The sequence below is a fragment of the uncultured Anaerococcus sp. genome, assembly GCF_963512375.1.
Taxonomy (GTDB): domain Bacteria; phylum Bacillota; class Clostridia; order Tissierellales; family Peptoniphilaceae; genus Anaerococcus.
In genome coordinates this window covers 1-22,117 of record NZ_CAUPMI010000030.1, presented here as the reverse complement: position 1 = coordinate 22,117, position 22,117 = coordinate 1, and the positions used below count along the sequence as shown (strand labels likewise).

24 protein-coding genes are annotated in these 22,117 nt (G+C 36.6%); 18 read left to right on the top strand and 6 right to left on the bottom strand.

What is annotated here, in order from left to right:
• The first annotated feature begins 120 nt into the window (after nucleotides 1-120).
• The 4 genes from RRB46_RS10260 (at nucleotide 121) to RRB46_RS10245 (ending at nucleotide 1,918) form a co-directional block, all read left to right on the top strand.
• Nucleotides 121-738, top strand: coding sequence for an epoxyqueuosine reductase QueH (locus RRB46_RS10260; protein WP_311538467.1), 618 nt, complete (start codon nucleotides 121-123; stop codon nucleotides 736-738).
• Nucleotides 739-790: 52 nt separating this feature from the next.
• Nucleotides 791-1,096, top strand: coding sequence for a hypothetical protein (locus RRB46_RS10255; RefSeq protein WP_296128603.1), 306 nt, complete (start codon nucleotides 791-793; stop codon nucleotides 1,094-1,096).
• Entirely contained in the window at nucleotides 1,089-1,568 is a 480-nt protein-coding gene (locus RRB46_RS10250; protein WP_296128600.1) for a ferritin, read from the top strand. The genes RRB46_RS10255 and RRB46_RS10250 overlap by 8 nt, the downstream gene beginning before the upstream one ends.
• A 119-nt stretch (nucleotides 1,569-1,687) precedes the next feature.
• On the top strand, nucleotides 1,688-1,918 hold the full coding sequence (locus RRB46_RS10245; protein ID WP_296128599.1) for a hypothetical protein: 231 nt from the start codon (nucleotides 1,688-1,690) through the stop codon (nucleotides 1,916-1,918).
• A gap of 45 nt (nucleotides 1,919-1,963) precedes the next feature.
• Here RRB46_RS10245 and RRB46_RS10240 read toward each other — a convergent pair whose 3' ends face one another.
• Complete coding sequence (locus RRB46_RS10240; RefSeq protein WP_296128596.1) at nucleotides 1,964-2,770, bottom strand: Cof-type HAD-IIB family hydrolase; 807 nt, start codon at nucleotides 2,768-2,770, stop codon at nucleotides 1,964-1,966.
• A 4-nt stretch (nucleotides 2,771-2,774) separates the two neighbouring features.
• Nucleotides 2,775-3,014: a glutathione S-transferase N-terminal domain-containing protein gene (locus RRB46_RS10235; RefSeq protein ID WP_296128593.1), complete on the bottom strand. Its 240-nt coding sequence runs from the start codon at nucleotides 3,012-3,014 to the stop codon at nucleotides 2,775-2,777.
• A gap of 87 nt (nucleotides 3,015-3,101) precedes the next feature.
• On the opposite strand from RRB46_RS10235, the gene srtB reads away from it, so the two are divergent.
• Both srtB and RRB46_RS10225 read left to right on the top strand, forming a co-directional pair.
• Nucleotides 3,102-3,884: a class B sortase gene (gene srtB, locus RRB46_RS10230; RefSeq protein WP_311538466.1), complete on the top strand. Its 783-nt coding sequence runs from the start codon at nucleotides 3,102-3,104 to the stop codon at nucleotides 3,882-3,884.
• The gene (locus RRB46_RS10225; RefSeq protein WP_399530242.1) at nucleotides 3,884-4,786 is read left to right on the top strand and encodes a DNA-3-methyladenine glycosylase family protein; all 903 of its coding nucleotides are present in this window, start codon (nucleotides 3,884-3,886) and stop codon (nucleotides 4,784-4,786) included. The genes srtB and RRB46_RS10225 overlap by 1 nt, the downstream gene beginning before the upstream one ends.
• A 107-nt stretch (nucleotides 4,787-4,893) precedes the next feature.
• Here the strand turns inward: RRB46_RS10225 and RRB46_RS10220 are convergent, their stop codons facing one another.
• From RRB46_RS10220 to RRB46_RS10210, 3 genes are read right to left on the bottom strand one after another with little or no spacing between them, the layout of a single operon-like run.
• Nucleotides 4,894-6,630 (bottom strand): phosphoenolpyruvate carboxykinase, encoded by a 1,737-nt coding sequence (locus RRB46_RS10220; RefSeq protein WP_296128586.1) that lies wholly within the window; start codon nucleotides 6,628-6,630, stop codon nucleotides 4,894-4,896.
• Between the two features lie 51 nt (nucleotides 6,631-6,681).
• Nucleotides 6,682-7,002, bottom strand: a complete 321-nt coding sequence (locus RRB46_RS10215) for an AzlD domain-containing protein (RefSeq protein ID WP_311538465.1) — start codon at nucleotides 7,000-7,002, stop codon at nucleotides 6,682-6,684.
• Nucleotides 6,995-7,678: an AzlC family ABC transporter permease gene (locus RRB46_RS10210; RefSeq protein ID WP_311538464.1), complete on the bottom strand. Its 684-nt coding sequence runs from the start codon at nucleotides 7,676-7,678 to the stop codon at nucleotides 6,995-6,997. The genes RRB46_RS10215 and RRB46_RS10210 overlap by 8 nt, the downstream gene beginning before the upstream one ends.
• Before the next feature lie 200 nt (nucleotides 7,679-7,878).
• Between RRB46_RS10210 and RRB46_RS10205 the strand changes: the two genes are divergently transcribed.
• The 11 genes from RRB46_RS10205 (at nucleotide 7,879) to recQ (ending at nucleotide 19,307) form a co-directional block, all read left to right on the top strand.
• Nucleotides 7,879-9,249, top strand: a complete 1,371-nt coding sequence (locus RRB46_RS10205) for an NAD(P)/FAD-dependent oxidoreductase (protein ID WP_297688222.1) — start codon at nucleotides 7,879-7,881, stop codon at nucleotides 9,247-9,249.
• The gene (locus RRB46_RS10200; protein WP_311538463.1) at nucleotides 9,249-10,067 is read left to right on the top strand and encodes an alpha/beta fold hydrolase; all 819 of its coding nucleotides are present in this window, start codon (nucleotides 9,249-9,251) and stop codon (nucleotides 10,065-10,067) included. The genes RRB46_RS10205 and RRB46_RS10200 overlap by 1 nt, the downstream gene beginning before the upstream one ends.
• Before the next feature lie 78 nt (nucleotides 10,068-10,145).
• Nucleotides 10,146-11,279 (top strand): class I SAM-dependent RNA methyltransferase, encoded by a 1,134-nt coding sequence (locus RRB46_RS10195; RefSeq protein WP_311538462.1) that lies wholly within the window; start codon nucleotides 10,146-10,148, stop codon nucleotides 11,277-11,279.
• Nucleotides 11,276-12,691: a L,D-transpeptidase family protein gene (locus tag RRB46_RS10190; RefSeq protein WP_311538461.1), complete on the top strand. Its 1,416-nt coding sequence runs from the start codon at nucleotides 11,276-11,278 to the stop codon at nucleotides 12,689-12,691. The genes RRB46_RS10195 and RRB46_RS10190 overlap by 4 nt, the downstream gene beginning before the upstream one ends.
• Nucleotides 12,692-12,699: 8 nt before the next feature.
• The gene (locus tag RRB46_RS10185) at nucleotides 12,700-13,521 is read left to right on the top strand and encodes an energy-coupling factor transporter ATPase (RefSeq protein WP_297688213.1); all 822 of its coding nucleotides are present in this window, start codon (nucleotides 12,700-12,702) and stop codon (nucleotides 13,519-13,521) included.
• Nucleotides 13,518-14,375 (top strand): energy-coupling factor transporter ATPase, encoded by an 858-nt coding sequence (locus RRB46_RS10180; RefSeq protein ID WP_106460820.1) that lies wholly within the window; start codon nucleotides 13,518-13,520, stop codon nucleotides 14,373-14,375. The genes RRB46_RS10185 and RRB46_RS10180 overlap by 4 nt, the downstream gene beginning before the upstream one ends.
• The gene (locus RRB46_RS10175; protein WP_311538460.1) at nucleotides 14,368-15,165 is read left to right on the top strand and encodes an energy-coupling factor transporter transmembrane component T; all 798 of its coding nucleotides are present in this window, start codon (nucleotides 14,368-14,370) and stop codon (nucleotides 15,163-15,165) included. Before RRB46_RS10180 ends, RRB46_RS10175 begins: the two co-directional genes overlap by 8 nt.
• On the top strand, nucleotides 15,159-15,899 hold the full coding sequence (truA, locus tag RRB46_RS10170; RefSeq protein WP_311538459.1) for a tRNA pseudouridine(38-40) synthase TruA: 741 nt from the start codon (nucleotides 15,159-15,161) through the stop codon (nucleotides 15,897-15,899). Before RRB46_RS10175 ends, truA begins: the two co-directional genes overlap by 7 nt.
• The gene (locus RRB46_RS10165) at nucleotides 15,896-16,288 is read left to right on the top strand and encodes a hypothetical protein (protein ID WP_311538458.1); all 393 of its coding nucleotides are present in this window, start codon (nucleotides 15,896-15,898) and stop codon (nucleotides 16,286-16,288) included. The genes truA and RRB46_RS10165 overlap by 4 nt, the downstream gene beginning before the upstream one ends.
• Entirely contained in the window at nucleotides 16,278-17,471 is a 1,194-nt protein-coding gene (locus tag RRB46_RS10160; RefSeq protein ID WP_311538457.1) for a DUF4097 family beta strand repeat-containing protein, read from the top strand. Before RRB46_RS10165 ends, RRB46_RS10160 begins: the two co-directional genes overlap by 11 nt.
• A 33-nt stretch (nucleotides 17,472-17,504) precedes the next feature.
• Nucleotides 17,505-19,307: a DNA helicase RecQ gene (recQ, locus tag RRB46_RS10155; protein ID WP_311538456.1), complete on the top strand. Its 1,803-nt coding sequence runs from the start codon at nucleotides 17,505-17,507 to the stop codon at nucleotides 19,305-19,307.
• 41 nt (nucleotides 19,308-19,348) lie between these two features.
• On the opposite strand, the gene asnA is transcribed toward recQ, so the two are convergent.
• Complete coding sequence (asnA, locus tag RRB46_RS10150) at nucleotides 19,349-20,359, bottom strand: aspartate--ammonia ligase (protein WP_399530246.1); 1,011 nt, start codon at nucleotides 20,357-20,359, stop codon at nucleotides 19,349-19,351.
• Nucleotides 20,360-20,651: 292 nt separating this feature from the next.
• Between asnA and RRB46_RS10145 the strand changes: the two genes are divergently transcribed.
• On the top strand, nucleotides 20,652-22,037 hold the full coding sequence (locus RRB46_RS10145) for a solute carrier family 23 protein (protein ID WP_311538454.1): 1,386 nt from the start codon (nucleotides 20,652-20,654) through the stop codon (nucleotides 22,035-22,037).
• Nucleotides 22,038-22,117 lie beyond the last annotated feature (80 nt).

Below are 22,117 nucleotides of genomic sequence, written 5' to 3'. Positions count from 1 at the left end.
ATTCGCGCCTTATAGGCGCTGTGCAAACTACCAGCTAAGCTGGTAGTTTTGATTTACCTAAAATTTAGTACAATTAATTAATGGGTAATAAATTTTTACTTAAAAATAGAGGTGTAATTTATGAATAAGATTAACTATGACAGGGTCATGGAGGATATAATTAAAAAAATTGATGAAGAAGGAAGAAGGCCTAGGCTTTTGCTTCAGGTTTGTTGTGGGCCTTGTTCTACCCAAGTTATCGAAAGGCTTAGGGATCATTTTGATATGGATCTTTATTTTTATAATCCGATGATCTATCCAAGGGCTGAGCTTGATAAGAGGGCTGAGAATTTGGAGAAGGTGGCAGAGAAATCTCACTTTGATGGACAAGTTATTATTCCTGCTAATGACATGGAAGACTTTAAGTTTGTGGCAGAAAAGAGAAAGGATGATAGGGAGTTTGGAGATGCTTGCTATGCTTGCTATGAGCTTAGGCTTGATAAGACTGCTTGCTATGCAAAGGATATGGGTTATGAGTATTTTACAACTAGCCTGTCTATTTCTCCTTATAAGAATGCCCAATGGCTTAATGAGATTGGGGCAAGGCTTGAAGAGGATCTTGGTATTAAATATCTTTATGCTGATTTTAAGAAGAAGGATGGCTATAAGAGGTCTATAGAGCTTTCAAAAGAATATGATATTTACAGACAAGAGTATTGCGGCTGTATTTTTTCTAAAAGAGAAGCAGAGGAAAAATAAAATTCTTGTTAAGTTTTTATTATTTAGGGTAAATATAGAATAGGAGAGAGCTATGGATGACTTATTATTAATCAAAAAAATAAATCCAAATACTGACGCAGACACGATTTATCCATATAGTTTCCAACTTGATAGCTTATTTACCAGGAAGGATGCGATGGATATTTTAAGTGTGCTTAAAAATAAGGGGATTTTACCTAGCGATGAATTTATGGTTAAGGATAAGACTTTCACAGTAAAGATTTACTCCAAAGACACAACAAAAGTAATAAAGGAGATTTTAGATAAGGATTTTAAGATATATGGGGTATATATATCTTATGAAGATTATCTAGAGAAAGGAAGAATAAATGAGTAAAGCACTAGAATTATTAAATGAACAAATGAACTTTGAGTATGAGTCAGCATATGTATATAAGGCAATGGCTGCATATACAGATAGACTTGAGATGGATGGATTCACACATTGGTTTGACCACCAAGTAGCTGAAGAAATCGAACACGGCGAAAAAATGAAACACTTCCTACAAGAAGTTGGTTACGATGTAAGATACAAAGCCATCCCAGAGCCACAATATGACTATGAAAGCTTACTTGACGTATTTAAAGCAGCTCTAGCTCATGAAAAAGAAGTTACAAGAAGAATTCATGAAATAGCTGAAGTAAGTAAAGATGAAGATTTAAGAGTATTTTCATTCATCCAAGCCTTCATCGATGAACAAGTTGAAGAAGTAGATTCTGTTTCTAAAATCGTTACAAAACTTGAAAGAGCAAAAGACAATTGGGGAGCACTATACATCCTTGATGGTCAAATGTTTGCTAGAGGTTAATAATAAATATAAGCAGGGCAAGGAAAGCTTGTCCTGATTTTTTATTTGAGAAATTTTATTTTTAAGAATCTTGAAATTAAAATTAAGATTGTGTATAATATTATCAAAAGGAGAATGATATGTTAAGTGCAACTTTAACAATTTTAATTACAATATTGAGTTTGGCATTTGCCCTTATAGGCTTATTCCTAGGTCTACCTATTTTATTGATAGGTCTTGTAATTGGTATATTTATTTTGATAATCAAGATCTTTGCAGGAATCTTGTCATTAATCTTGCCAATCCTACTTATAGGAGGCTTGGTATACTTGTATAGGGTATATAGGGGAGAAAAATCAATTTACGAATAAGAAAAGAGTTTGGATTTATTTCCAAACTCTTTTAAATTTCCTAATTTATAAGTTTAATACAAAGTTTTCTATTGCCTCGCCTACAGCACCCTGGGTATTATCTACCTGGGTTACATAGTCAGCGCTTTGCTTTACTTGAAGTCTAGCGTTTTTAACTGCTACAGCTACTCCTGCTTCTTCTAGCATGGCTACGTCGTTGTAATTATCACCAATTGCCATTACATTTTTCAAATCTATATCATAGTGATCGGCTACTTTTTTGAGGGCAATTGCCTTATTTACCCCTTTGGCATTTATTTCCATATACATATTTGATGAATAGGATATCTCAAGATTATAGTCGGTTATTCTTGCTATATCTACCTCTAGGGCTTGAAGCTGATTCATATTGGTGTTTTTGATTATAGTCTTAAGGATGGTTTCTCCTTCTAAGAAGTCTATATTATCATCTTCTATTATATTGATATGTTCTTCAGCAAAAATTGTTTTATCACTTAAATTTATACCGTATTTTTTATCAAGGGTGTAAATGTAAAAGGTTAGTTTGTTCTTGTAAGCATAGTCAAAAATCCTCTTAGCATAGGTAAAATCCATATCTAGGACATCTATTATCTCCTTGGTCTTTACATTCATGATAACAGCGCCGTTACAGCATATGACATAGCGGTCATCTCCTATTACTCCTGCTTGTTCTGGTATATCAAATATCTCATAAGGGCCCCTGCCTGTTGCAAGCATAACTATCACACCCTTTTCTTGGGCTGCTTTTATGGCCTTTTTGTTTCTTTCTGGGACAAGGCGGTCGTGATCTATTATTGTTTCATCAATATCAGATGCTATTAATTTAATCATAGACTTACCCAAGAAGCTTTTCCTTTAGATAAGCTATTATATCGTCTGATTCATAGAGATATTCTCCATCATGATAGAGGCAAGGGACTTGTCTTTTGCCGCCCTCATCTATTAGCTTCATCATGGCATCTCTATCTTCATTTATATTTACTAGGGGAATTTCTATATTATTTTCTTGCATGAAATCTTCAACTTTTTTGCAATATCTGCATACAGTTCCTACATATAATTTATAATCTTTCATGTTTTCTCCTTTTTCCATAAAAAACTTTTAATTATCTTCTCTTATGGTATATTATACTAGTAAAAGTAACGTTTTAAAGGTGGTAAAATGAAATCAAAAATAATGGCTTTTATTAGGTTTATCCTAATTTTGATAATATTAGCCTGTATAGCAATCTTAGGAAAAAGAGGTCTTGACTATTGGACTAATATGAAAAACAATAGATATATAGAAAACCTATCTAAAGAAGCTGAAGAAGACGTAGCTAGGGATGAGGGTGAGGCAAACAAGGATGGCAAGGAAGTCGATCCTCTTGCAAGACTTGAGAAAGTTCACCTAAGCCTACTAAAGAAACTAAAAGAACAAAACTCAGATGTTATAGCGGTTATAGAAATTCCTGGAACAGGTATCAAATACCCAATTCTTCAAGGACCTGACAATGACTTCTATCTAAGAAAGGGTCTTAATAAGGAATATGACATAGCAGGATCTATCTTTATGGATGTCTATAACTCAAGTGATATTTCAGATGATAATTCTGTAATCTATGGTCACCATCTTGAGATTGACTCAATGTTTACACCGCTTGACCAATATAGGAAGCAGGAATTTGCGGAGAAAAATAGGACAATCTACCTTACAACAGAAGATGGCCTTCGTGAATATCTAATATTCTCAGCCTACGGTATCCCATCTGATTATGACTATAGGACCCTTGATTTCACCTATACTGGTGATAAGGTTCCATATTATAACAAGTTAAGGTCAAACTCAGAGGTTAAACTTGATACCAGGGCCTTCAAAGAAGATGATACAATCATTACCCTTTCTACCTGCCAATATGATTATGATGATCAAAGGCTAGCGGTTCATGCACTTAGGATTAGATAATGAGATTTGAAACAAAAGATAAAAGAGAATTAAATATCGAAGAAACTTCCCTAGGTTTAAAGCTTAGGGAAGATTCTTTTAATCCGACCCATATTTTTGAATGCGGTCAATGTTTTAATTTCAAGCTTGAAGAAGACGGGTCCTATACGGCAGTCTTTTTAGGAAAAATCATAAATTTATTAGAATGCGATGGCTATACACTTATAAGAAATGTAAGCCTTGATGAATTCTATGACATTTTTTATGATTATTTTGACCTAGGCACATATTATGGGGCTATTAGGGACTTTCTTTCAAAGGATGATACCTTAAAGGATGCTTGTGACTATGGTTATGGTATCAGGATTTTAAACCAGGAGCTATTTGAAACAACTATTTCCTTTATAATTTCAGCTAATAACCAAATACCAAGGATTAAAAAGGCAGTTAGGATAATTTCTGAAAGATATGGAGACTATCTTGGTGATTATATGGGCTCTTCTTATTATTCCTTTCCAAGGCCAGAAGTCTTGGCCAAGGTTGACCCATTAGAGCTTAGGGAATATGCTAGAGTGGGCTTTCGTGATGTAAGGATTGTTGAAACTGCCAAGGCCTTTGTGGATGGCTTTTTGAATTTTGAAGATGAGAGAGAACTAAGCGATTCTGACCTTCACAAGAGGTTAAATGAGCTTCCTGGGATTGGACCAAAGGTGGCTGATTGCATAATGCTTTTTGCTTACCACAGAAGAGAGACCTTCCCGGTAGATGTTTGGATTAAAAGAGTCATGGAAACACTTTACATCGGCAAGGAAGTGCCTAAAAAGCAAGTTGATAATTATGCTAGGGAAATTTTTGGAGACCTTGCAGGCTATGCCCAACAATATTTATTTTACTATGGTAGGGAAAATGCTATAGGCAAGTAACGATTGATAATAGGACTATCATAAAATCAAGAGTCTAAAAATTAAATTTCAAAGAAAAAAAGAGTTGATTTCTTAAGTGAAATTCAACTCTTTTTTAATTAATAATTTTATAAGGCCTTGATTATTTCAAAAAGTTCTCTGGCTGATTTTAGAGGGCCATCTGTTTCCATGCCTTCGACACCTAGTTGGGTTCTTATTACGCCAACCTTGGTTTGATCCTTAAATAGCTTTGAGAAATAACCTTCGATTAGTTGGTCGCAAACTTCTTGTTTTTGGTAAGGGCCAAATGGGTTTGCAAAGTAGGATTCTACAAGACCTGTCTCTGTGGTTGTACCCTTGGCAAATCTTGCCCCACGTTTAAAGACCTTGATGGCATCTTCTTTATTGTCGAAAAATTCGATTGATTTATCATCTTCCTTAATCTTATCATAGTTATTGGCATAGAGGAAGAAGTCAACTTCATAGCCTGCCATTATTTGTGAATAATCGGCTACCGGCATGATTAGTCTTGCATTTATCTTGTCTGGGTTCATGAAGATTGACCTATCTATTTGCTTAAAGGCATAGCCAGAATCTAGGTCATCTAGCCTTACGAAGGCACCAATTTCTGTACCATAGGCCTTGACCTTGTCATCTTTCATTCTGAAGGTACCCATATCATCAAAGATTACTGTCATATCCTTTATATAGTCCTTGGCAAGGGTTCTGAAGGCTTCTATTGATTCGCTTTTTCCAGCTCCACTATCGCCTAGGATTACAACATTGGCACTCTTGCCATTTTGTAAAACTACATTTACACCTGCACCGTGGATTGGGAGGTAGGATTTTTTCATTGAGATGATATTTGATAGGGTTAGGCACATTTTCTTAAGATAACCGAAGTAATCTTTCTTGTCTGAATAATTTACATAACCTATTAAAAGGCCTGATTTATCTTCATAGAAGACGTTTTGGTCTTTAGAATTATCTCCACCAAATACATAGATAGCATCTGGTCTGTGTGTTTGAATTTCCTCTTCATCGGCAAGGTCAAAAAGGTTTGATGCTGATATGCCGTGGGTGATGAGGTTTTGGTGGAAGTAGATGTAGATTAGGTTATCTCCAACTCTAGCTGGATAGCAGAGGAATTCGTCTGTATCTATGTCGAGATTTGTTATTGGGTTTTCTTCTACTTCTTCAAAGAAACCGTCCCTCTTATTTGATTTAGTGTAGGTTATATAAGGGGTTTCGATCATAACCTTGGTTATAAATGGTATTTCATTTAGATAGGCATAATCTTTAGGATATGCTATCTCGAAATTTTTGACTATCATTGAAGCATTGGCACCTGCAGGTACTTGTCTGAAGACCTTTGGGCTTTTGCCTGTAACTGATACTTCTGCCTTCCTGTAGATTTCAAGGATAAGGTCCTTAAATCTGATATTTGAAGATAGGAAATTTTCTACTTCTAAGCCCCTATCATAGTCAGATTGTTCGATAATTGAGTATCTTTCTAGCTTTCTCCAATAGTCGTAGATATCTTCTACGATTCTTGTTAGGGCTTCTCTTTCCTTGTTTAGGTCGTGGTACTTGTTGATCTTTTCGCTGATTTCATCAAGGCTCATAACAGTAAGAATCTTTGTTATGTCTCTAATTTCGCTTGCAAGAGCCTCTATATCTGAAGACCTAAAGAATTTTTCTAGGTAGGTATAGATCCTTGTCCTGTTTTCTTTGTGGTGATTTACAAAAGAGCAAATGACTTCAAAGAAGCCCTCACTTTTTAGCAAGTCATCGGAGTTGTTGAAATAGGCCTTTGAAAAGTTAATGACGGCCTTGTTGTTAGATATATTTATTTCTTTTCTCATGGTTTCTCCTCGTAACTTATTTCTTTTCTTAGACTTTATTTTACTACTAATTTAAAGAAAAACTAATTGAATTAGAACCATATAGACAAAAGTGCCTACAGATATTGAAATAAAAAGCTTTTTAAATTTAGCATGGAGGAGGATTACTGTAGCTGATGCTATTATTTCAGGTAGTCCATAAGGGTAGGCCAAAACATTTATATTTCTTAAGGCAAAAACTACAAGTAGGGGCATGAGGGCAAAGGGTAGGTATTTGCCAAAATATTTAATCAAATCAGGTAGGTCTTTTTTTGAAAAGAAGAAAAAAGGTGTTGACCTGATTAAAAAAGTAGTTAGGGCTGATGCAAAGACTATCATTAGTACTCTAGACATTTTTTTCCTCGATTCTGTCCCTGAGGCCATAAAGGCTTAAAACTATTAAAAGTAGGGCGGGTATCATAAAATTATCTGGCTTAAATATCAAAAGGGCTGCTATGGATAGGGCAAGGCCAATTTTTAGTGGCTTGTGGTTTTTAGTTGCAAAATATTGCTCAACCAAGAGCACTAGGAAAAGTGCAGTTAGGACAAAGTCCATACCCATTGTATTAAAGCTAATTAGATTGCCAAGTAGGGCGCCTATGTAAGTAGCGATGGCCCATACCAAATAATTTATAAGGCCAATTGCCAAGAAAAAATCACTTTTTTTGACATCTGCTGGTGGCTTTATAGAGGTATCTAGGGCAAAAGTTTCATCTGAAAGTGTTAATATAAATAGAAACTTGCTCCTTGAACTCTTGTATTCTTTAATCATGCTTACCCCATAAAACATCATCCTTATGTTGACTGATAGGGTTAGGATAATAATTGCTATGATAGAAATATCAGTCTTAAGTAGGGGAAGGATTATAAATTGCATGCTACCAGCATAGATTGTCAGCGATAAAAATGGTGCAAAAAGTGGATTGTAACCCTCTTGGCTGACCATAATACCAAAGGTTATGCCTAAAAACATATAGCCGATTATAACTGGTACTGTGTAGGGCAAGGCCCTTTCAAAAGCTTTTTTCATAAAAATTCCTTTCTAATAAAATCTTTATTACCTAAAAATTATAAATATCATTACAGGTATTTTACTTAATACTTAACAAATTCTCAATAGTTTACATAAAATTTAACACTTTATCTGAAAAAATATAAAAATGTTTGCTAAAAAGCTTATAAATCGTATAATATAGCAGGTTAAGTAGAATTCTAAGAAGAGGAGAAATCATGAAAGACTATGACATTATTGTAGTAGGTGCAGGAGCAGCAGGAGCTTTTTTGGCTTATGAATTAACTAAGCTTGATACAGAAAAAAAGGTCCTCATAATCGATGGTGGTAGAAAAGTAGAAAATAGGTCTTGTCCAATTACAGATGGCAAGGTTGACCACTGCATAGGATGTAAGCCATGTAATATCATGTATGGTTTTGGTGGAGCAGGTACCCTATCTGACGGTAAATACAACATAACAACCAACTTTGGCGGAGATTTACATAGGTATGTTGGAGAAAAAAAGGCCATGGAGCTTATGGAATATGTAGATAGTGTCCTTATGGATTTTGATGGGGGAGATGACCTTGAGTTATATTCCACAGACAAAAACAACTTAAAGACAATATGCTTAAGACATGACCTTCACTTATTAGATGCCAAGGTTCGCCACTTTGGTACAGACAGAAACAAGCTAATCCTTCAAAGAATATTTGACTATGTGAAAGATAAGATAGACTTTGAATTTTCAACCATGGTTACCGATGTAGACTATGAAGATGAAAAATATATAGTAAAGACTAACAAGGGCGAAACTTTCAGGTCTGATGATATAGTCCTTGCTGCAGGCAGGTCTGGATCTAAGTGGATAGGTGAGGTTTGCGATAAATTTAATATCAAATCTAAGAGAAATAGGGTTGATATAGGACTAAGGATAGAAGTGCCAGCAGAAGTCTTTAAGCACATAACAGATGATGTTTATGAAGCGAAGATAATGTATCAAACCAAGCAATATAACGATGTTGTAAGGACATTTTGTATGAACCCTTACGGCCATGTTGTAACTGAAAATACAAATGGAATCCTAACTGTAAATGGCCACTCCTTTACAGATCCAAAGTTACAATCAGAAAATACAAACTTTGCCCTTCTAGTTACAAACAGGTTTACAGAGCCTTTTGAAGACTCAAATGAATATGGTGAATCAATAGCAAGATTATCTAACATGCTAGGCGGGGGAGTTTTGATGCAAAGATTTGGTGACCTAATTAAGGGTCGTCGTTCATCAGAAAGAAGAATGGCCAAGTCCTTCACCAAGCCAACCATGCAGGCAACACCAGGAGATTTATCACTAGTAATGCCAAAAAGACAGCTTGATGATATAATCGAGATGATCTACCAGCTAGATAAGATAGCACCAGGTATGGCAAATGATGATACCTTATTATATGGAATCGAAGTTAAATTCTACAACTCAGAAGTAGAAGTAGATGATAAATTTGAATCAACCCAAAAAGGCCTATATTGTATAGGTGATGGGTCAGGAGCAACCCACTCCCTATCTCAAGCATCAGCTTGCGGAATAGAAGTGGCAAGAGTTTTAGCCTAATGAAATACATCTATCAAGAGATAAGAAAATCAGATGGCATAATTTTAAGGGGTGTGATAAACACCCCTGATGATTTTGATGCCAACAAGAAATACCCAACAGCCATCTTCTTTCACGGTTTTGGGGGAGATAGGAATGGGTCAACAGACTTTAGAATCCAACATTCTCAGTACCTAACCGATAGAGGCTTTGTCACAATCAGGTTTGATTTTTCAGGCTCTGGTGAATCAGACGGAAGCTTTTATGATATGACCGTATCAAGAGAGCTTGAGGAAGCTGAGATGATAAATGACTTTGCAAAGCTTAAATATTTTGTTGACAAGGATAGGATTTTCTGGATAGGTCATTCCCTAGGTGGAGTAATATCAACGCTTCTAGCCTATAAGCTAAAGCCTAAGGCCCTAGTCCTTTTAGCACCAGCAAGTGATATGAACGATAAGGACTATCTAAAGGTCATGGCAAAGACCGTGTTTGAGGGAGAAGCCCCAGTGAAGAGCAAGATAAAGGCTGGCCAATCCTTTGATGAACTTGTAGCAAGCATCAGAGATGCTGATATTGGGGGAAAGAGAATCCATATCAATTTCCTTTTGGATTTTATTCTAAAGGATATCTATGGCAAGGCTAAAAATTATGAAGGCAAGGTCCAAATCCTTAGGGGAAATAAGGATGCCCTAGTCTTTAGGGATGCAAATGAGAAATTGCAAAAAGCTTTTAAATTTGCGACCTACGAAGAAATTGACCAGGCAGACCATTCCTTCACCAATGAAGATGTGAGAAATATCGTCTTTTCCAAGACCTATGACTTTTTGAAAAATTAATTTAGAAATCAGCCACTTTTGTGGCTTTTCTTGTGTCAAAAAAGATGAAAAGCTTTAAAAAACTGTTATAATAAAACTATGGAAAAAATACTAATTACCACAAGCTTCGGCCTTGAAAGCCTAGTCAAGTTTCAATTAAGAGATTTAGGCTATGAAGACTTTGAAGTAAGTGATGGGATGATTGCCTTAAATGGCGATATTAACGACTTAGGAAAATTGAATATAAATTTAAGGCATGCCGATAGGATATTTCTAGAAATAGGGTCCTTCATGGCTAGAGATTTTGAAGAACTTTTTGAGGGAGTAAATAAAATTTCTTGGCAAAATATCTTAAATAAGGACACTAACTTTATAGTAAATGCTAGGACCTACAAGTCAAAGCTATTTTCCCTAAGGTCAATCCAATCTATAAGCGAAAAGGCCATAATAGATAAGCTAGGGGCCTTTTATAGGGTCAAACATTTTGAAAAATCTGCCGAAAGAGTCAAAATCGAGATCATGCTAGATAGGGATAGGGCAAGTGTCTGCCTTGATACATCTGGCGAGGGCCTTCATAAGAGAGGCTATAGGGAGGATTCTGTAAAGGCACCCCTCAGGGAAAATATTGCGGCAGCCCTAGTAGACCTATCTTTTTATAAGCCGGAAAGATTTTTATTCGATGGCTTTTGCGGGTCGGGGACAATCCTAATAGAAGCTGCAAGGATAGCTAGAAATATAGCCCCTGGCATAGATAGGGACTTTGACTTTAATAAATTTAAATTTATAGGACCTGAAGTTTATCAAGATGCAAAAAAAGAAGCCCTGGCAAGGATAGATTATTCTAAAAAGCTAAACATCCTAGGTTCAGACATATCAGGTAGGGCAATTAGCCTTGCCAAGCAAAACGCAATTAATGCCGGTGTAGAAGAAGATATTTCTTTTATAACAAGGGATATGTCATCTGTGGCACTTAAGGATGATTATGGTATATTTATATCCAATCCACCCTACGGACTTAGGCTATCTGACATAGACATGGATGACATCTATAAAAAGATAAATAATAAGCTAGCAAGGCTTGACACCTGGTCGCTTTATTTTATAAGTGCGGATGATAAGTTTGATAGGAAATTTAAGAGGAAATTATCTAGAAAGAGAAAGTTATATAATGGTGGCCAAAAGGTAGATTTCTACCAATATTATGGCCAAAAACCAAGTGAGGAGGATCTTTGACAGAACAAAGAGATAACAAGAAGTCTAGGGGACTTTTAATAGGCTTACTTGTAATAATAGGATTATATTTGATAGTAACAGTGGTATTTGCCTTCATAGCCCTTCCAAATACCTTTGTAAATGGTAGGGACATATCATTTGCTTCCAAGGAAGAGGCCCTAAAAAAGCCAGCTGAAAGCTTTGCCATAAGCATTAAAGGCAGGGATGATAGGGCTGCAACAATCAACTTAAAGGATGTGGACTATTCCGCATCAATACCAGAGTCAGCATCTCTTGATCAAAACCCATTCAAATGGCCACTTGCCTTTGCAAAAGTGGCAAATGATGAATTTAGCTTTGATTATAAGATAAAATATGATGAGAATAAATTAGAAAAACTCATTAAGACTTCTGCCCTAATGGCAAATGTAACAAAGCCAGAAAATGCAAGTCTAAAATACAATGACGGGGCCTTTACAATAATTCCAGAAGTAATGGGAAATATGATAGACCCTAACAAACTTGATGCAAAGATTAAAGAAGCTATTTATAACCATAAGGAAGAGATAGTCCTTGAAGATGATGATTACATCAATCCAAAGGTTAAGAATAATTCAAAGGAATTAGAAAAACTTCTAGCAGATGGAAAGACAATAGAAGGTCTTAAACTTAAATTTAACTTTAATGGTTTTGACATCAAACTAGAAGGAAAAGAGCTTGTTGATATGTTTGATACAAATGGAACAAGTTTTGAATTAAATTATGATAGACTAAGCAAATTTATAGCAGAAGTAGCTGATAAAACTGATACCTATGGCGAAAATAGGACCTTTAATGCTACAGGCATAGGCAAGATTACAGTCAATCCTGGAGTTTATGGTTTTATCCTTGACCAAGCAGGAACAATTGATAAGGTCTATGAGCTAATCAACCAAAGAAAATCTGGCGAAATCGAACCTGTTTATGAAAGAGCAGCCTATGCTAGATATGACGATGGTAGCGACCTTAAGGATAGCTATGTAGAAGTAGACTTATCTAGACAATATATGTGGTACTATCAAGATGGAGAAGTCGTCCTTGAAACACCAATAGTTTCAGGTCTACCAAAATCTACTACCTGGGCAACAAATAAAGGCGTAGGAGCTATCCAATCTAAGCAAACAAACACAACTCTTAAAGGAGCAGATATGAATGGTGGAAGGTATGCAACACCAGTATCCTATTGGATGCCAATAGGATGGGATGGTGAAGGCTTCCACGATGCCCCATGGAGAGGTGGCTTTGGCGGTGGAATTTATCTATCAAATGGTAGCCACGGTTGTCTAAATATGCCACCAGCAATGGCAGCCAAGCTATTTGAATTAGTACCACATGGCCTACCAGTAGTAGTTTATGAATCAAGCACAAACTATAGCCCAGCTATGTCTTATTAGGAAGAAAGATGATAAAGATTGAAAATGTAACCTATACCTATCCAGGTATAGACGAAGAAACTGAAGGAAAAACAGCTTTGGATAAGGTATCCATCGAAATAAATAAGGGGGACTTTGTTGCAATTTTGGGCCACAACGGCTCAGGCAAGTCCACCCTTGGCAAGCTCTTGAATGCTCAAATTTCGCCAAGTTCTGGCACAATCAGCATAGATGGAGTGGTAAGTAATGAAGAAAACCAGTGGGAGATAAGGAAGAAATGCTCCATGGTCTTTCAAAATCCTGACAACCAAATGGTTGCCACAACAGTCGAGGAAGAGGTAGCCTTTGGGCCAGAAAACCTAAGGGTAGAACATCCTGAGCTTAGGGAAAGGGTGGATAAGGCAATAGACCTAGTTGGCATGAGTGCCTTTAAGAAAAGAAATCCATCCAACCTATCAGGTGGACAAAAGCAGAGGGTATCAATTGCAGGGGTTATTGCCATGCTATCAGATTATATAATCTTTGATGAGCCAACTGCCATGCTCGACCCCCAAGGTCGTAAGGATGTAATTGACTTAATCCAAAGCCTAAATAAAGATTACAAGAAAACTATCATCTACGTTACCCACTACATGGAAGAGGCAGTTCTTGCCGATAAGATAGTTGTCCTAGATTCAGGCAAAAAGGCCCTAGAGGGCACAAGCAGAGAAGTCTTCTCCCAAGTAGATAAGATGAAAGAGCTAGGCCTTGCTGTCCCACAAGTGACAGAAGTAGCCTACGGACTTTCAAAAAAAGGGGTCAAATTTGATAGACTACCCCTTACAGCTGAGGAGTTTTTGGAAAGCATATGAAAATAGAAATAAAGGATGTTGATTATATCTACAACGAGGGCCTGCCAAATGAGGTCTATGCCCTAAAAGATATCAACCTAGAGATAAATAGCAAAGAAATAATAGGCCTTATCGGCCAAACAGGATCAGGTAAGTCAACCCTAGTCCAACTTTTAAATGGTCTTTTGATTCCAAGCCATGGAGATGTCATAATAGATGGGATAAATTCTAAGGAAAAGGCAAAGAGAAAGGCTGCCAGATTTAAGGTTGGCCTAGTCTTCCAATATCCGGAAAACCAGCTATTTGAAGAAACCATAGCCAAGGATATTGCTTTTGGTCCTAAAAATATGGGCCTAAAGGAAGATGAGATTGACAAGAGAGTCAGATCTGCCATGGCCAAGGTAGGACTTGATTATGAGACCTATAAGGATGTATCACCTTTTGAAATATCAGGTGGTCAGCAAAGAAGGGTAGCCGTTGCAGGAATCCTTTCTATGAATCCAAAGGTCCTAGTTCTAGATGAGCTTACAGCAGGCCTTGACCCAATAGGAAGAGATGAAATATTTTCAGAAATCCTAGATATTTACAATAATGACGATGAGCTTTCAATTGTATTAGTAAGCCATTCTATGGAAGATGTGGCAGAATATGTTGATAGGGTAATTGTCATGAACAAGGGAGAAGTTTACTCAGATAAGTCAACCTTTGAGACCTTTACCCAGGTAGACCTAGAATCAATAGGCCTGGATGTCCCTCAAATTACAAAATTTATGAGGGCCTACAAGAAGAAAAATCCAGATGTAGATGATAAGATCTACACAGTTGATAAGGCGATAGAAGAACTTTACAAGCACTTAGGAGCTAAGAATGGCTAATATTACAATAGGACAATACCTACCCTTTGATACCTTCATCCACAGGCTTGACCCTAGAGTTAAGATTGTGGGGGTATTTTTATATATAATTACAATATTTTTTGTTAAGGACTTTATTACCTATATTCCCTTTGTAATCCTTTTAATAGCTATGCTTGCTATTGCAAAGATACCTTTTAAGTCAATCCTTAGGTCCCTTAAGCCCTTGATCTTCATAATAGTACTTACAGGTCTAATTAACTTGGTAACTACACCAGGCAAGGTGATTTTTACCCTTGGACCTTTAAAATTCACTGAAGAAGGACTTTACAGGACTGCCTTTACAATTTTAAGGCTAATCCTAATAATCTTATCAACATCGGTCCTAACCTATACCACAAGCCCAATGGAATTAACTTATGGTCTAGAAAAGCTATTTTCACCACTTAAAAAGATTGGTTTTCCAGCTGGTGAACTAGCCATGATGATATCAATATCGCTAAGGTTTATACCAACCCTTTTTGATGAAGCAAACAAGATAAAGATGGCCCAGATGGCAAGGGGAGCGGATTTTGAAAGCGGAAATATTATAGATAGGGCCGTGTCAATGGTTCCCCTACTTGTGCCTTTGTTTATAAACGCCCTAAAAAGATCAGGCGACCTTGCAACAGCAATGGAAGCTAGACTTTATAGGATAGGCGAAGAGCGTACAAGATTAAATGAAATCCACATGAAAAAGACCGATTGGATAAGCCTAATTGGCTTTACAATCTTTTGCCTAATTATAATAGTAATGTATTTCCTATGGTAAAGAATGTACTGATGGAAGTGGCCTTTGATGGGTCAGGCTTTTCTGGTTTTCAATACCAAAAGGATGTTAGAACAATCGAGGAAGAAATAAAAAAGGCGGTTAACAAGGTAAGCGGGGAAGAAAATAGGATAATAGCCTGTGGGAGGACTGACAGGGGAGTGCACGCAAGAAGTTTTTACCTAAACTTTTTAACAGCATCTGATATAAATCCCAAGGCCTTTTCCTACCATGTTCAACCCCACCTACCCGATGATATTTTAGCTATATCTTCAAAAGAAGTAGACCTTAATTTCCACGCCAGATTTTCTTGCCTAGATAAGACCTATAAGTATGTAATCTATCAGGATAGGCTTATGCATCCAGTTTTTAGAAAGTATATGGAAAATATTACCTATAGGCTCGATTTGGATAAATTAAACCAGGGACTAGAAGTCTTAAAGGGCACCCATGATTTTAGATTATTTATGAAGGAAGATACAGACCTTAAGATAAACACAGTAAGGACAATCGATGATTGTTACTTTAGTCAAGATGGTCCTAGGCTAAATTTATTTTTTAGGGCCAATTCCTTTTTGCACAACCAAGTGAGGATTATGTCGGGCAGCCTAATAGAGCTTGCCAGAGGCAAGCTAAGCCTTGATGACTTTAAGGCCTTTTTTGATAAAGACAATAAAAAGCGAGCAAATCCAGCCCTTTCTCCAGCAGGGCTTTATTTATGGGAGGTAAGATATTGATAAAAATAGATGTATTTAAGGAATTAAAAGCCTTACTTATTTTAATATTCATAGGGTCTTCCTTATTTTTTGTAAGGGAAGAATTATTTCTTGCCTACCTAATTTTAATCAGCGCATTTACCTTGATTTTAAATTTTTATATAAAAATCAATGATTTAGTCGTAAGTAAGCAAATATTTTTGATTTTTATATCATTAATAAATGTATTTTCTTTTGTTTTTGTGATACAATATTTACTAAGAGGAGAAATTAACTCAAAGCTACTTGAGTTAGTTTTTGCAAGCTTTTTAGATAAGGCCAATAGTCTTTACTATGTGGGATGGCTATTTGTAATGACATTTGGAATCTTAGTAAATCAAACAATAGGCGGTGGTGACAGTGGACGATAAGAAGATAAAGATAGATGAAGATCTAATCGAAGAAAAAAATAAAGAAGCATACCAAGTAAAGAAAGACAAGGATAAGAAATATAAAAGCGAATATCAATTGCCAAATCCTCTAAAAGCCTTAAAAGAGGTAAATAAGAGGTCCTTGATTTTTGGGATAATCGCAGTAGTCCTTATAGGACTTGTAATATTTATGATAAATTCAAGGAAGAATGCGTCAATCAAAAATGCTTCTACAAGCAGTCAAATAGATGAAAATTCCTATAACCAGTCAAGGATAATGAGGGTAGATTTAAACCAGATCAAATCTATAGACTTTGACCTTGGCTCATCTGATGTAAGAATCCAAAGGTCATCAACAAATCCTTATATAGAATACACCCAACTTTACAGGGGAGAAGAAGATGCCTATAAACTTGATGTAAGTTTTGAGGGCGGAGTTTTAAAACTTAAGTCCAAAATTGAGGGCAAAAATCTTTACATGAAGGATAAAATTCCAATAGTAAGGATATTTTTGCCAGCAGAAGGCGGCATCGAAGAGATAAAGGGCTCAATTGGAGCAGGTGATGTAAAAATTGATGACCTAGAAGTTAAAAACTTTGACCTAAAGATAAGAAGCGGAAATATCAGCCTAAACAATGGATTTTTTCAAGGCTCTATAACAAATGAATCAGGATCTATATCCCTAGATAAGAGTGAAATTTCAAATACAATCCTAAAGACTACTACAGGTGATATAAAAATAACAGATAGCAAGTTAGGAAATAGGCTAGATTTTGAAACTCAAACAGGTGACATACTTGTAAATGCAAAGGATAAGATCGATAAATACGATATTACTGCAAATCTTGAGGTAGGTAACTTTGTCCTTGGCAATATCTCATATAGGAATATAAAAGATGGCTACCAGTCAGAAAATAAGGGTGCTAACAAGATTACCCTAAGGACAAAGATTGGTGATATAGTCTTCAATAGGGGTGAGGGAGCCAAGCTTGACCATGAAGAGTACCTAACAAACAGCTCCAAGGTCAAAGAATCTGGCGACAATGCCCTAGAGAAAAATATCGACAGGACTGAAAGAGAAAACAAAAAAAGAGAAGAAGAAGAGAATTCTGATCAAGAAGACTCAACAGACCAAAATGATGAAGATGTTGAAAATAACGAAGAAGACGATGAAAATAATTAAGTCCTAGGGCTTAATTATTTTTTTGAGGACAATATGACAGGAAATATTTTAGACAAACTAAAAAAATACTTTGGCTACGACTCATTTAGGGCTGGTCAGGAAGAGTTAATAGAAAATATTCTGGCAGGAAGGGATGTGCTCGGAGTTCTTCCTACTGGCGGGGGAAAGTCAATTTGCTACCAATTGCCAGCCCTTATCAAAGATGGAGTAGCCATAGTCATCTCTCCCCTTATATCCCTGATGAAAGACCAAGTCGATGCCCTAAGGGAAGATGGGATTGATGCATGCTTTATAAACTCAAGCCAGGACTATGAGACTTATGTCAACACCCTAAAAGATCTAAGAAATGGTCAGATAAAGCTTTTATATGTATCCCCAGAAAGGCTAGAAAATGAGTTTTTTAGGGATTTTTTAAAGGATATAGAAATAAGCTTTGTGGCAGTTGATGAAGCCCACTGCATATCCCAATGGGGCCATGACTTTAGGCCTTCTTATAAGCTAATTCCCAGCCTTTATGAGATTTTGGGAGCTGATTTACAAATCTTAGCCTTTACAGCTACAGCTACAAGGGAGGTAAGGGAAGATATAATAGCAAATCTTAAACTTAAGGATCCCTTTGTCAAAATTACAGGCTTTGACAGGCCCAACCTCAAGTTTGAAATCAAAAAACCCAAGGAAAAGCTCAAGTTTTTGAGAGACTATCTCAAAGACCATGAAAATGAATCGGGCATAATCTACGCATCTACCAGAAAAAGAGTTGATGATATAGATAGGAACTTAAAGGCCCTTGGCATAAAATCTACCAAATATCACGCAGGACTGACTGAGCTTGATAGAAAAAAGGCCCAGGAAGACTTCCTCTTTGATAAAAAAGACATAATTGTAGCGACAAATGCCTTTGGCATGGGTATAGATAAGTCCAATGTCCGTTTTGTAATCCACTATAATATGCCAAAGGACATGGAATCCTACTACCAAGAGGCAGGTAGGGCAGGCCGTGATGGGGAAAATTCTGACTGTATCCTCCTCTACTCAGCCCAAGACATAATCATAAACAAGCACCTCATAAACCAAACTGACAATATGGCCTATAGGAGGATCCAGCTTGAAAAACTCCAAACTATCATAAATTATGTAAATACGAGTAAGTGCCTAAGATCTTATATACTTGAATATTTTGGCCAAGATGCGATTAATGACTGTGGATTTTGCTCAAATTGCCTGGAGACCAGCGAGAAAATCGATAAGACGGTTGACGCCCAGAAGATCCTATCCTGTATTTACAGGCTTGACCAGAGATATGGGATAAATACAGTCGTCGATTGCCTTAGGGGGTCTGAGAATAAAAACTCAAGGGAGAAAAATTTAGAAAATATTTCAACCTTTGGCATCATGGCCAAGACCAGCCAAAAGGAAATCAAGGATATGATCGCAGCCCTTTTAGCAGATGGCTACATCAAGGTCAATGGTCTTGATTATCCAATCCTTGCCCTGACAGAAAAATCAAAGGATATCTTATTTTCCAAAGATAAGTTTTATATAAGAAAAAGAGAAGAAGAAAAATCCACCAGCAAAAAGCACAAGTCGATGGATTTGGCAAATGCCGACCAAGAAGACCTATTTGAAAGGCTCAGAAGCCTAAGATTAGAGCTTTCAAAACAAAGAAAGATTCCACCATTTATAATATTTTCCGACCAATCCCTAAAGGATATGGCCATAAATAAACCAAAAACAGAAGAAGAATTTTTAAGGATAAAGGGAGTTGGGGAGAAAAAACTAATCCAATATGGCGACCTTTTTATAGCAGAAATTAAAGAATATTTGCGAGAAAATTAAAAATCGCTTAGAAGGCAAGAGCCTTTTAAGCGATTTTTTTCTTATAATAATTGTATTCCCTTGTTTGCAAGAGTCCTTCTTTGGCTGTCTGGCCAGTAGGATACTTGGACTTCTCCTATGTGGGCCTTTTGTAAGAAGAACATACATAGTCTTGATTGGCCGATACCGCCACCGATTGTTTGTGGGAGCTTGTCATCAAGGAGGAGCCTGTGATAGTCATATTTTAGCCTATCAAGGTTACCTGATTGTTTTAGCTGTTCATTTAGCCTGTGGCTATCTACCCTGATTCCCATTGATGATAGCTCTAGGGCATCGTCAAGGACTGGGTTGTAGACAATTATATCTCCATTTAGGAGCCAATCGTCATAGTCTGGGGCACGGTTGTCATGCTTTTCTCCATTTGTTAAAACTGTACCAATTTGTGATAGGAAAATAGCCCCAAATTCCTTGGCAGCAAGCCTTTCCCTTTCCTTGCTATCCTTATCTGGATACATGGCAAGAAGCTCCTGGCTTGTTAAAAATCTGATTTGATCCTTAAGAAGTTTTGACCTTGTTGGAATGAGTACACATAAGTATTCATCAAGACTTTTCATGGTCCTGTAGATGATTTCTACTGTTTGCTTTAAATATTCCTCTGTCCTGTCTTTTTTGTCAATTATAAGTTCCCAATCCCATTGGTCTACATAAAAGGAATGGGTATTATCAGGCTCTTCGCTGGCTCTTATGGCGTTCATGTCTGTGTAGAGGCCTTCGTGGGTCTTAAATTTGTATTCCATGAGGGCATATCTTTTCCATTTGGCTAGGGAATGGACTATTTCCATTTCTTCGTTATCAGCCTCTGGCAAGTTAAAGGATACTGGTTTTTCCACGCCATTTAGGTTGTCATTTAGACCTGATTTGCTTGATACAAATAGGGGAGCCGATACCCTTTTTAAATTTAGGTTATTGGCTAGGTTGATTTGAAAATAATCTTTGATTTCTTTTATTAATAGTTGGGTCCTGTAAAGGTCCTCGTTTGACTTGTAAGCTTCTGGTATTACTAATTTCATTATTAATTCTCCATCTTCTATTTTTCGCTATTATTCTTCTATTTTACTTCTTTTATAGGAAAATAAAAATTGTACAAAACTAAAATTTTCTTTCGAAATTACTATAAAAAATAAGGTTTATAAATAACTTGACTTAAGGGATTTTAACTGTATAACTTATCTAGAAATGGTAGAAATAAATTTTTTGATTTATACATACTTATACTAGCCATTTCAAAAAAAGAACTAGGATAAATGAATAAGCTTGTCACCTGTAGGTGGCTTTTTCTTTGTCCAAAATAAAATAGGAGAGAAAATGGAAAGTAAATTTAAAGAATTGTTTCAATTTGAAGGCAAAGTTTCTTTCAAAGAAGCCTTCCCACTAGCTTTACAACACGTAATCGCAATGATTGCAGGTTGTGTAGCACCTGCTTTGATCTTTGCTGATGCAGCAGGCCTAAGTCACGCTGATAGCATTATACTTGTACAGATGGCCCTTATAGGATCAGCCCTCACTTCATTTTTGATGCTTTATCCAATAGGGATTTTGGGTAGTAAATTACCTATGATTTATGGTGTAGCCTTCCCATATGTACCAACCATGATTGCCCTTTGTGGTCAATTTGAATCACTAGGTCCCGAAGGAATTGTGGCCGTAGTTTTAGGAAGTCAATTAATAGGAGCTATTGTTTCTATAGTGTTCGGTCTTGCCCTCAAATATATAACACCATTTTTCCCACCTCTTGTATCAGGAACTGTAGTTTTGGCCATAGGCCTCACCCTATATCCAGTTGCTATTACAAATATGGGTGGAGCAGGATCAGTTATGGCCCCAGGTTGGGGAGCATGGCAATATTGGCTTGTTGGTATAATCACCCTTCTTGTAAATGTTGGTCTTAACCACTTTGGCAAGGGCATTACTAAACTTGCTTCAGTATTATTTGCCATGGTTGTTGGCTATATCATAGCATTTTTCTTTGATATGGTAGACCTATCACCAGTTAGGGAAGCAGGTTGGTTATCAGTAGCAGCACCACTTCACTTTGGCATAAAATTTGAACCATCAGCCATAATTTCCTTTGTAATCATCTTTATGGTTACATGTATAGAAGGAATTGGAGATATGTCATCAACCACCATCGGAGGAATGGATAGAAACCCAACAGATGATGAGCTTAGGGGAGGAATTGTAGGTTTTGGTGTGGCAAATGTTATAGGTGCCTTTATAGGATGTCTTCCAACAGCTACATTTTCACAAAACGTTGGTATTGTTTCAGTAAATAAGGTTATAAATAGGAAGGTATTTTTCCAAGCAGGCCTCATTATCCTAATCGCAGGTTTTATGCCAAAAATATCATCCCTACTTACAACAATCCCAGCCCCAGTAGTAGGTGGTGCAACACTTTCAGTATTTGCTGCCATTACTATGAATGGTATCAGGATGATAACCGAGCAGCCACTTACAGTTAGGAATACTTCTATAGTAGGTATTGCAATTGCAATTGGCTTTGGTTTTACAACCATAGTTACAACAGCTGACCAAGCAGGAGTGACCTTCATGCCAGAAGCCCTTAAAAATGCTATCGGAGTATCACCAGTAGTCCTTGCAGCCCTTACTGCTATATTGATGAATGTAATGATTCCAGAAAAAGAAGAAGATAAGAAGCAAGAATCAACTCTTGAAGAAGTCCTAGAAGGCTAATTTTTTAAAAAGAGACCAGTCAAATGGTCTTTTTAGTACCATAAATAGTGTAAGAAAGAAAGTAATTTCTATCTTGCACT

Excerpts from the sequence above, each read along its gene's own strand:
- RRB46_RS10260 (WP_311538467.1), top strand. The coding sequence starts at position 121 with ATGAATAAGATTAACTATGACAGGGTCATGGAGGATATAATTAAAAAA.
- RRB46_RS10255 (WP_296128603.1), top strand. The coding sequence starts at position 791 with ATGGATGACTTATTATTAATCAAAAAAATAAATCCAAATACTGACGCA.
- RRB46_RS10250 (WP_296128600.1), top strand. The coding sequence starts at position 1,089 with ATGAGTAAAGCACTAGAATTATTAAATGAACAAATGAACTTTGAGTAT.
- RRB46_RS10245 (WP_296128599.1), top strand. The coding sequence starts at position 1,688 with ATGTTAAGTGCAACTTTAACAATTTTAATTACAATATTGAGTTTGGCA.
- RRB46_RS10240 (WP_296128596.1), bottom strand. The coding sequence starts at position 2,770 with ATGATTAAATTAATAGCATCTGATATTGATGAAACAATAATAGATCAC.
- RRB46_RS10235 (WP_296128593.1), bottom strand. The coding sequence starts at position 3,014 with ATGAAAGATTATAAATTATATGTAGGAACTGTATGCAGATATTGCAAA.
- srtB (WP_311538466.1), top strand. The coding sequence starts at position 3,102 with ATGAAATCAAAAATAATGGCTTTTATTAGGTTTATCCTAATTTTGATA.
- RRB46_RS10225 (WP_399530242.1), top strand. The coding sequence starts at position 3,884 with ATGAGATTTGAAACAAAAGATAAAAGAGAATTAAATATCGAAGAAACT.
- RRB46_RS10220 (WP_296128586.1), bottom strand. The coding sequence starts at position 6,630 with ATGAGAAAAGAAATAAATATATCTAACAACAAGGCCGTCATTAACTTT.
- RRB46_RS10215 (WP_311538465.1), bottom strand. The coding sequence starts at position 7,002 with ATGTCTAGAGTACTAATGATAGTCTTTGCATCAGCCCTAACTACTTTT.
- RRB46_RS10210 (WP_311538464.1), bottom strand. The coding sequence starts at position 7,678 with ATGAAAAAAGCTTTTGAAAGGGCCTTGCCCTACACAGTACCAGTTATA.
- RRB46_RS10205 (WP_297688222.1), top strand. The coding sequence starts at position 7,879 with ATGAAAGACTATGACATTATTGTAGTAGGTGCAGGAGCAGCAGGAGCT.
- RRB46_RS10200 (WP_311538463.1), top strand. The coding sequence starts at position 9,249 with ATGAAATACATCTATCAAGAGATAAGAAAATCAGATGGCATAATTTTA.
- RRB46_RS10195 (WP_311538462.1), top strand. The coding sequence starts at position 10,146 with ATGGAAAAAATACTAATTACCACAAGCTTCGGCCTTGAAAGCCTAGTC.
- RRB46_RS10185 (WP_297688213.1), top strand. The coding sequence starts at position 12,700 with ATGATAAAGATTGAAAATGTAACCTATACCTATCCAGGTATAGACGAA.
- RRB46_RS10180 (WP_106460820.1), top strand. The coding sequence starts at position 13,518 with ATGAAAATAGAAATAAAGGATGTTGATTATATCTACAACGAGGGCCTG.
- RRB46_RS10175 (WP_311538460.1), top strand. The coding sequence starts at position 14,368 with ATGGCTAATATTACAATAGGACAATACCTACCCTTTGATACCTTCATC.
- truA (WP_311538459.1), top strand. The coding sequence starts at position 15,159 with ATGGTAAAGAATGTACTGATGGAAGTGGCCTTTGATGGGTCAGGCTTT.
- recQ (WP_311538456.1), top strand. The coding sequence starts at position 17,505 with ATGACAGGAAATATTTTAGACAAACTAAAAAAATACTTTGGCTACGAC.
- RRB46_RS10145 (WP_311538454.1), top strand. The coding sequence starts at position 20,652 with ATGGAAAGTAAATTTAAAGAATTGTTTCAATTTGAAGGCAAAGTTTCT.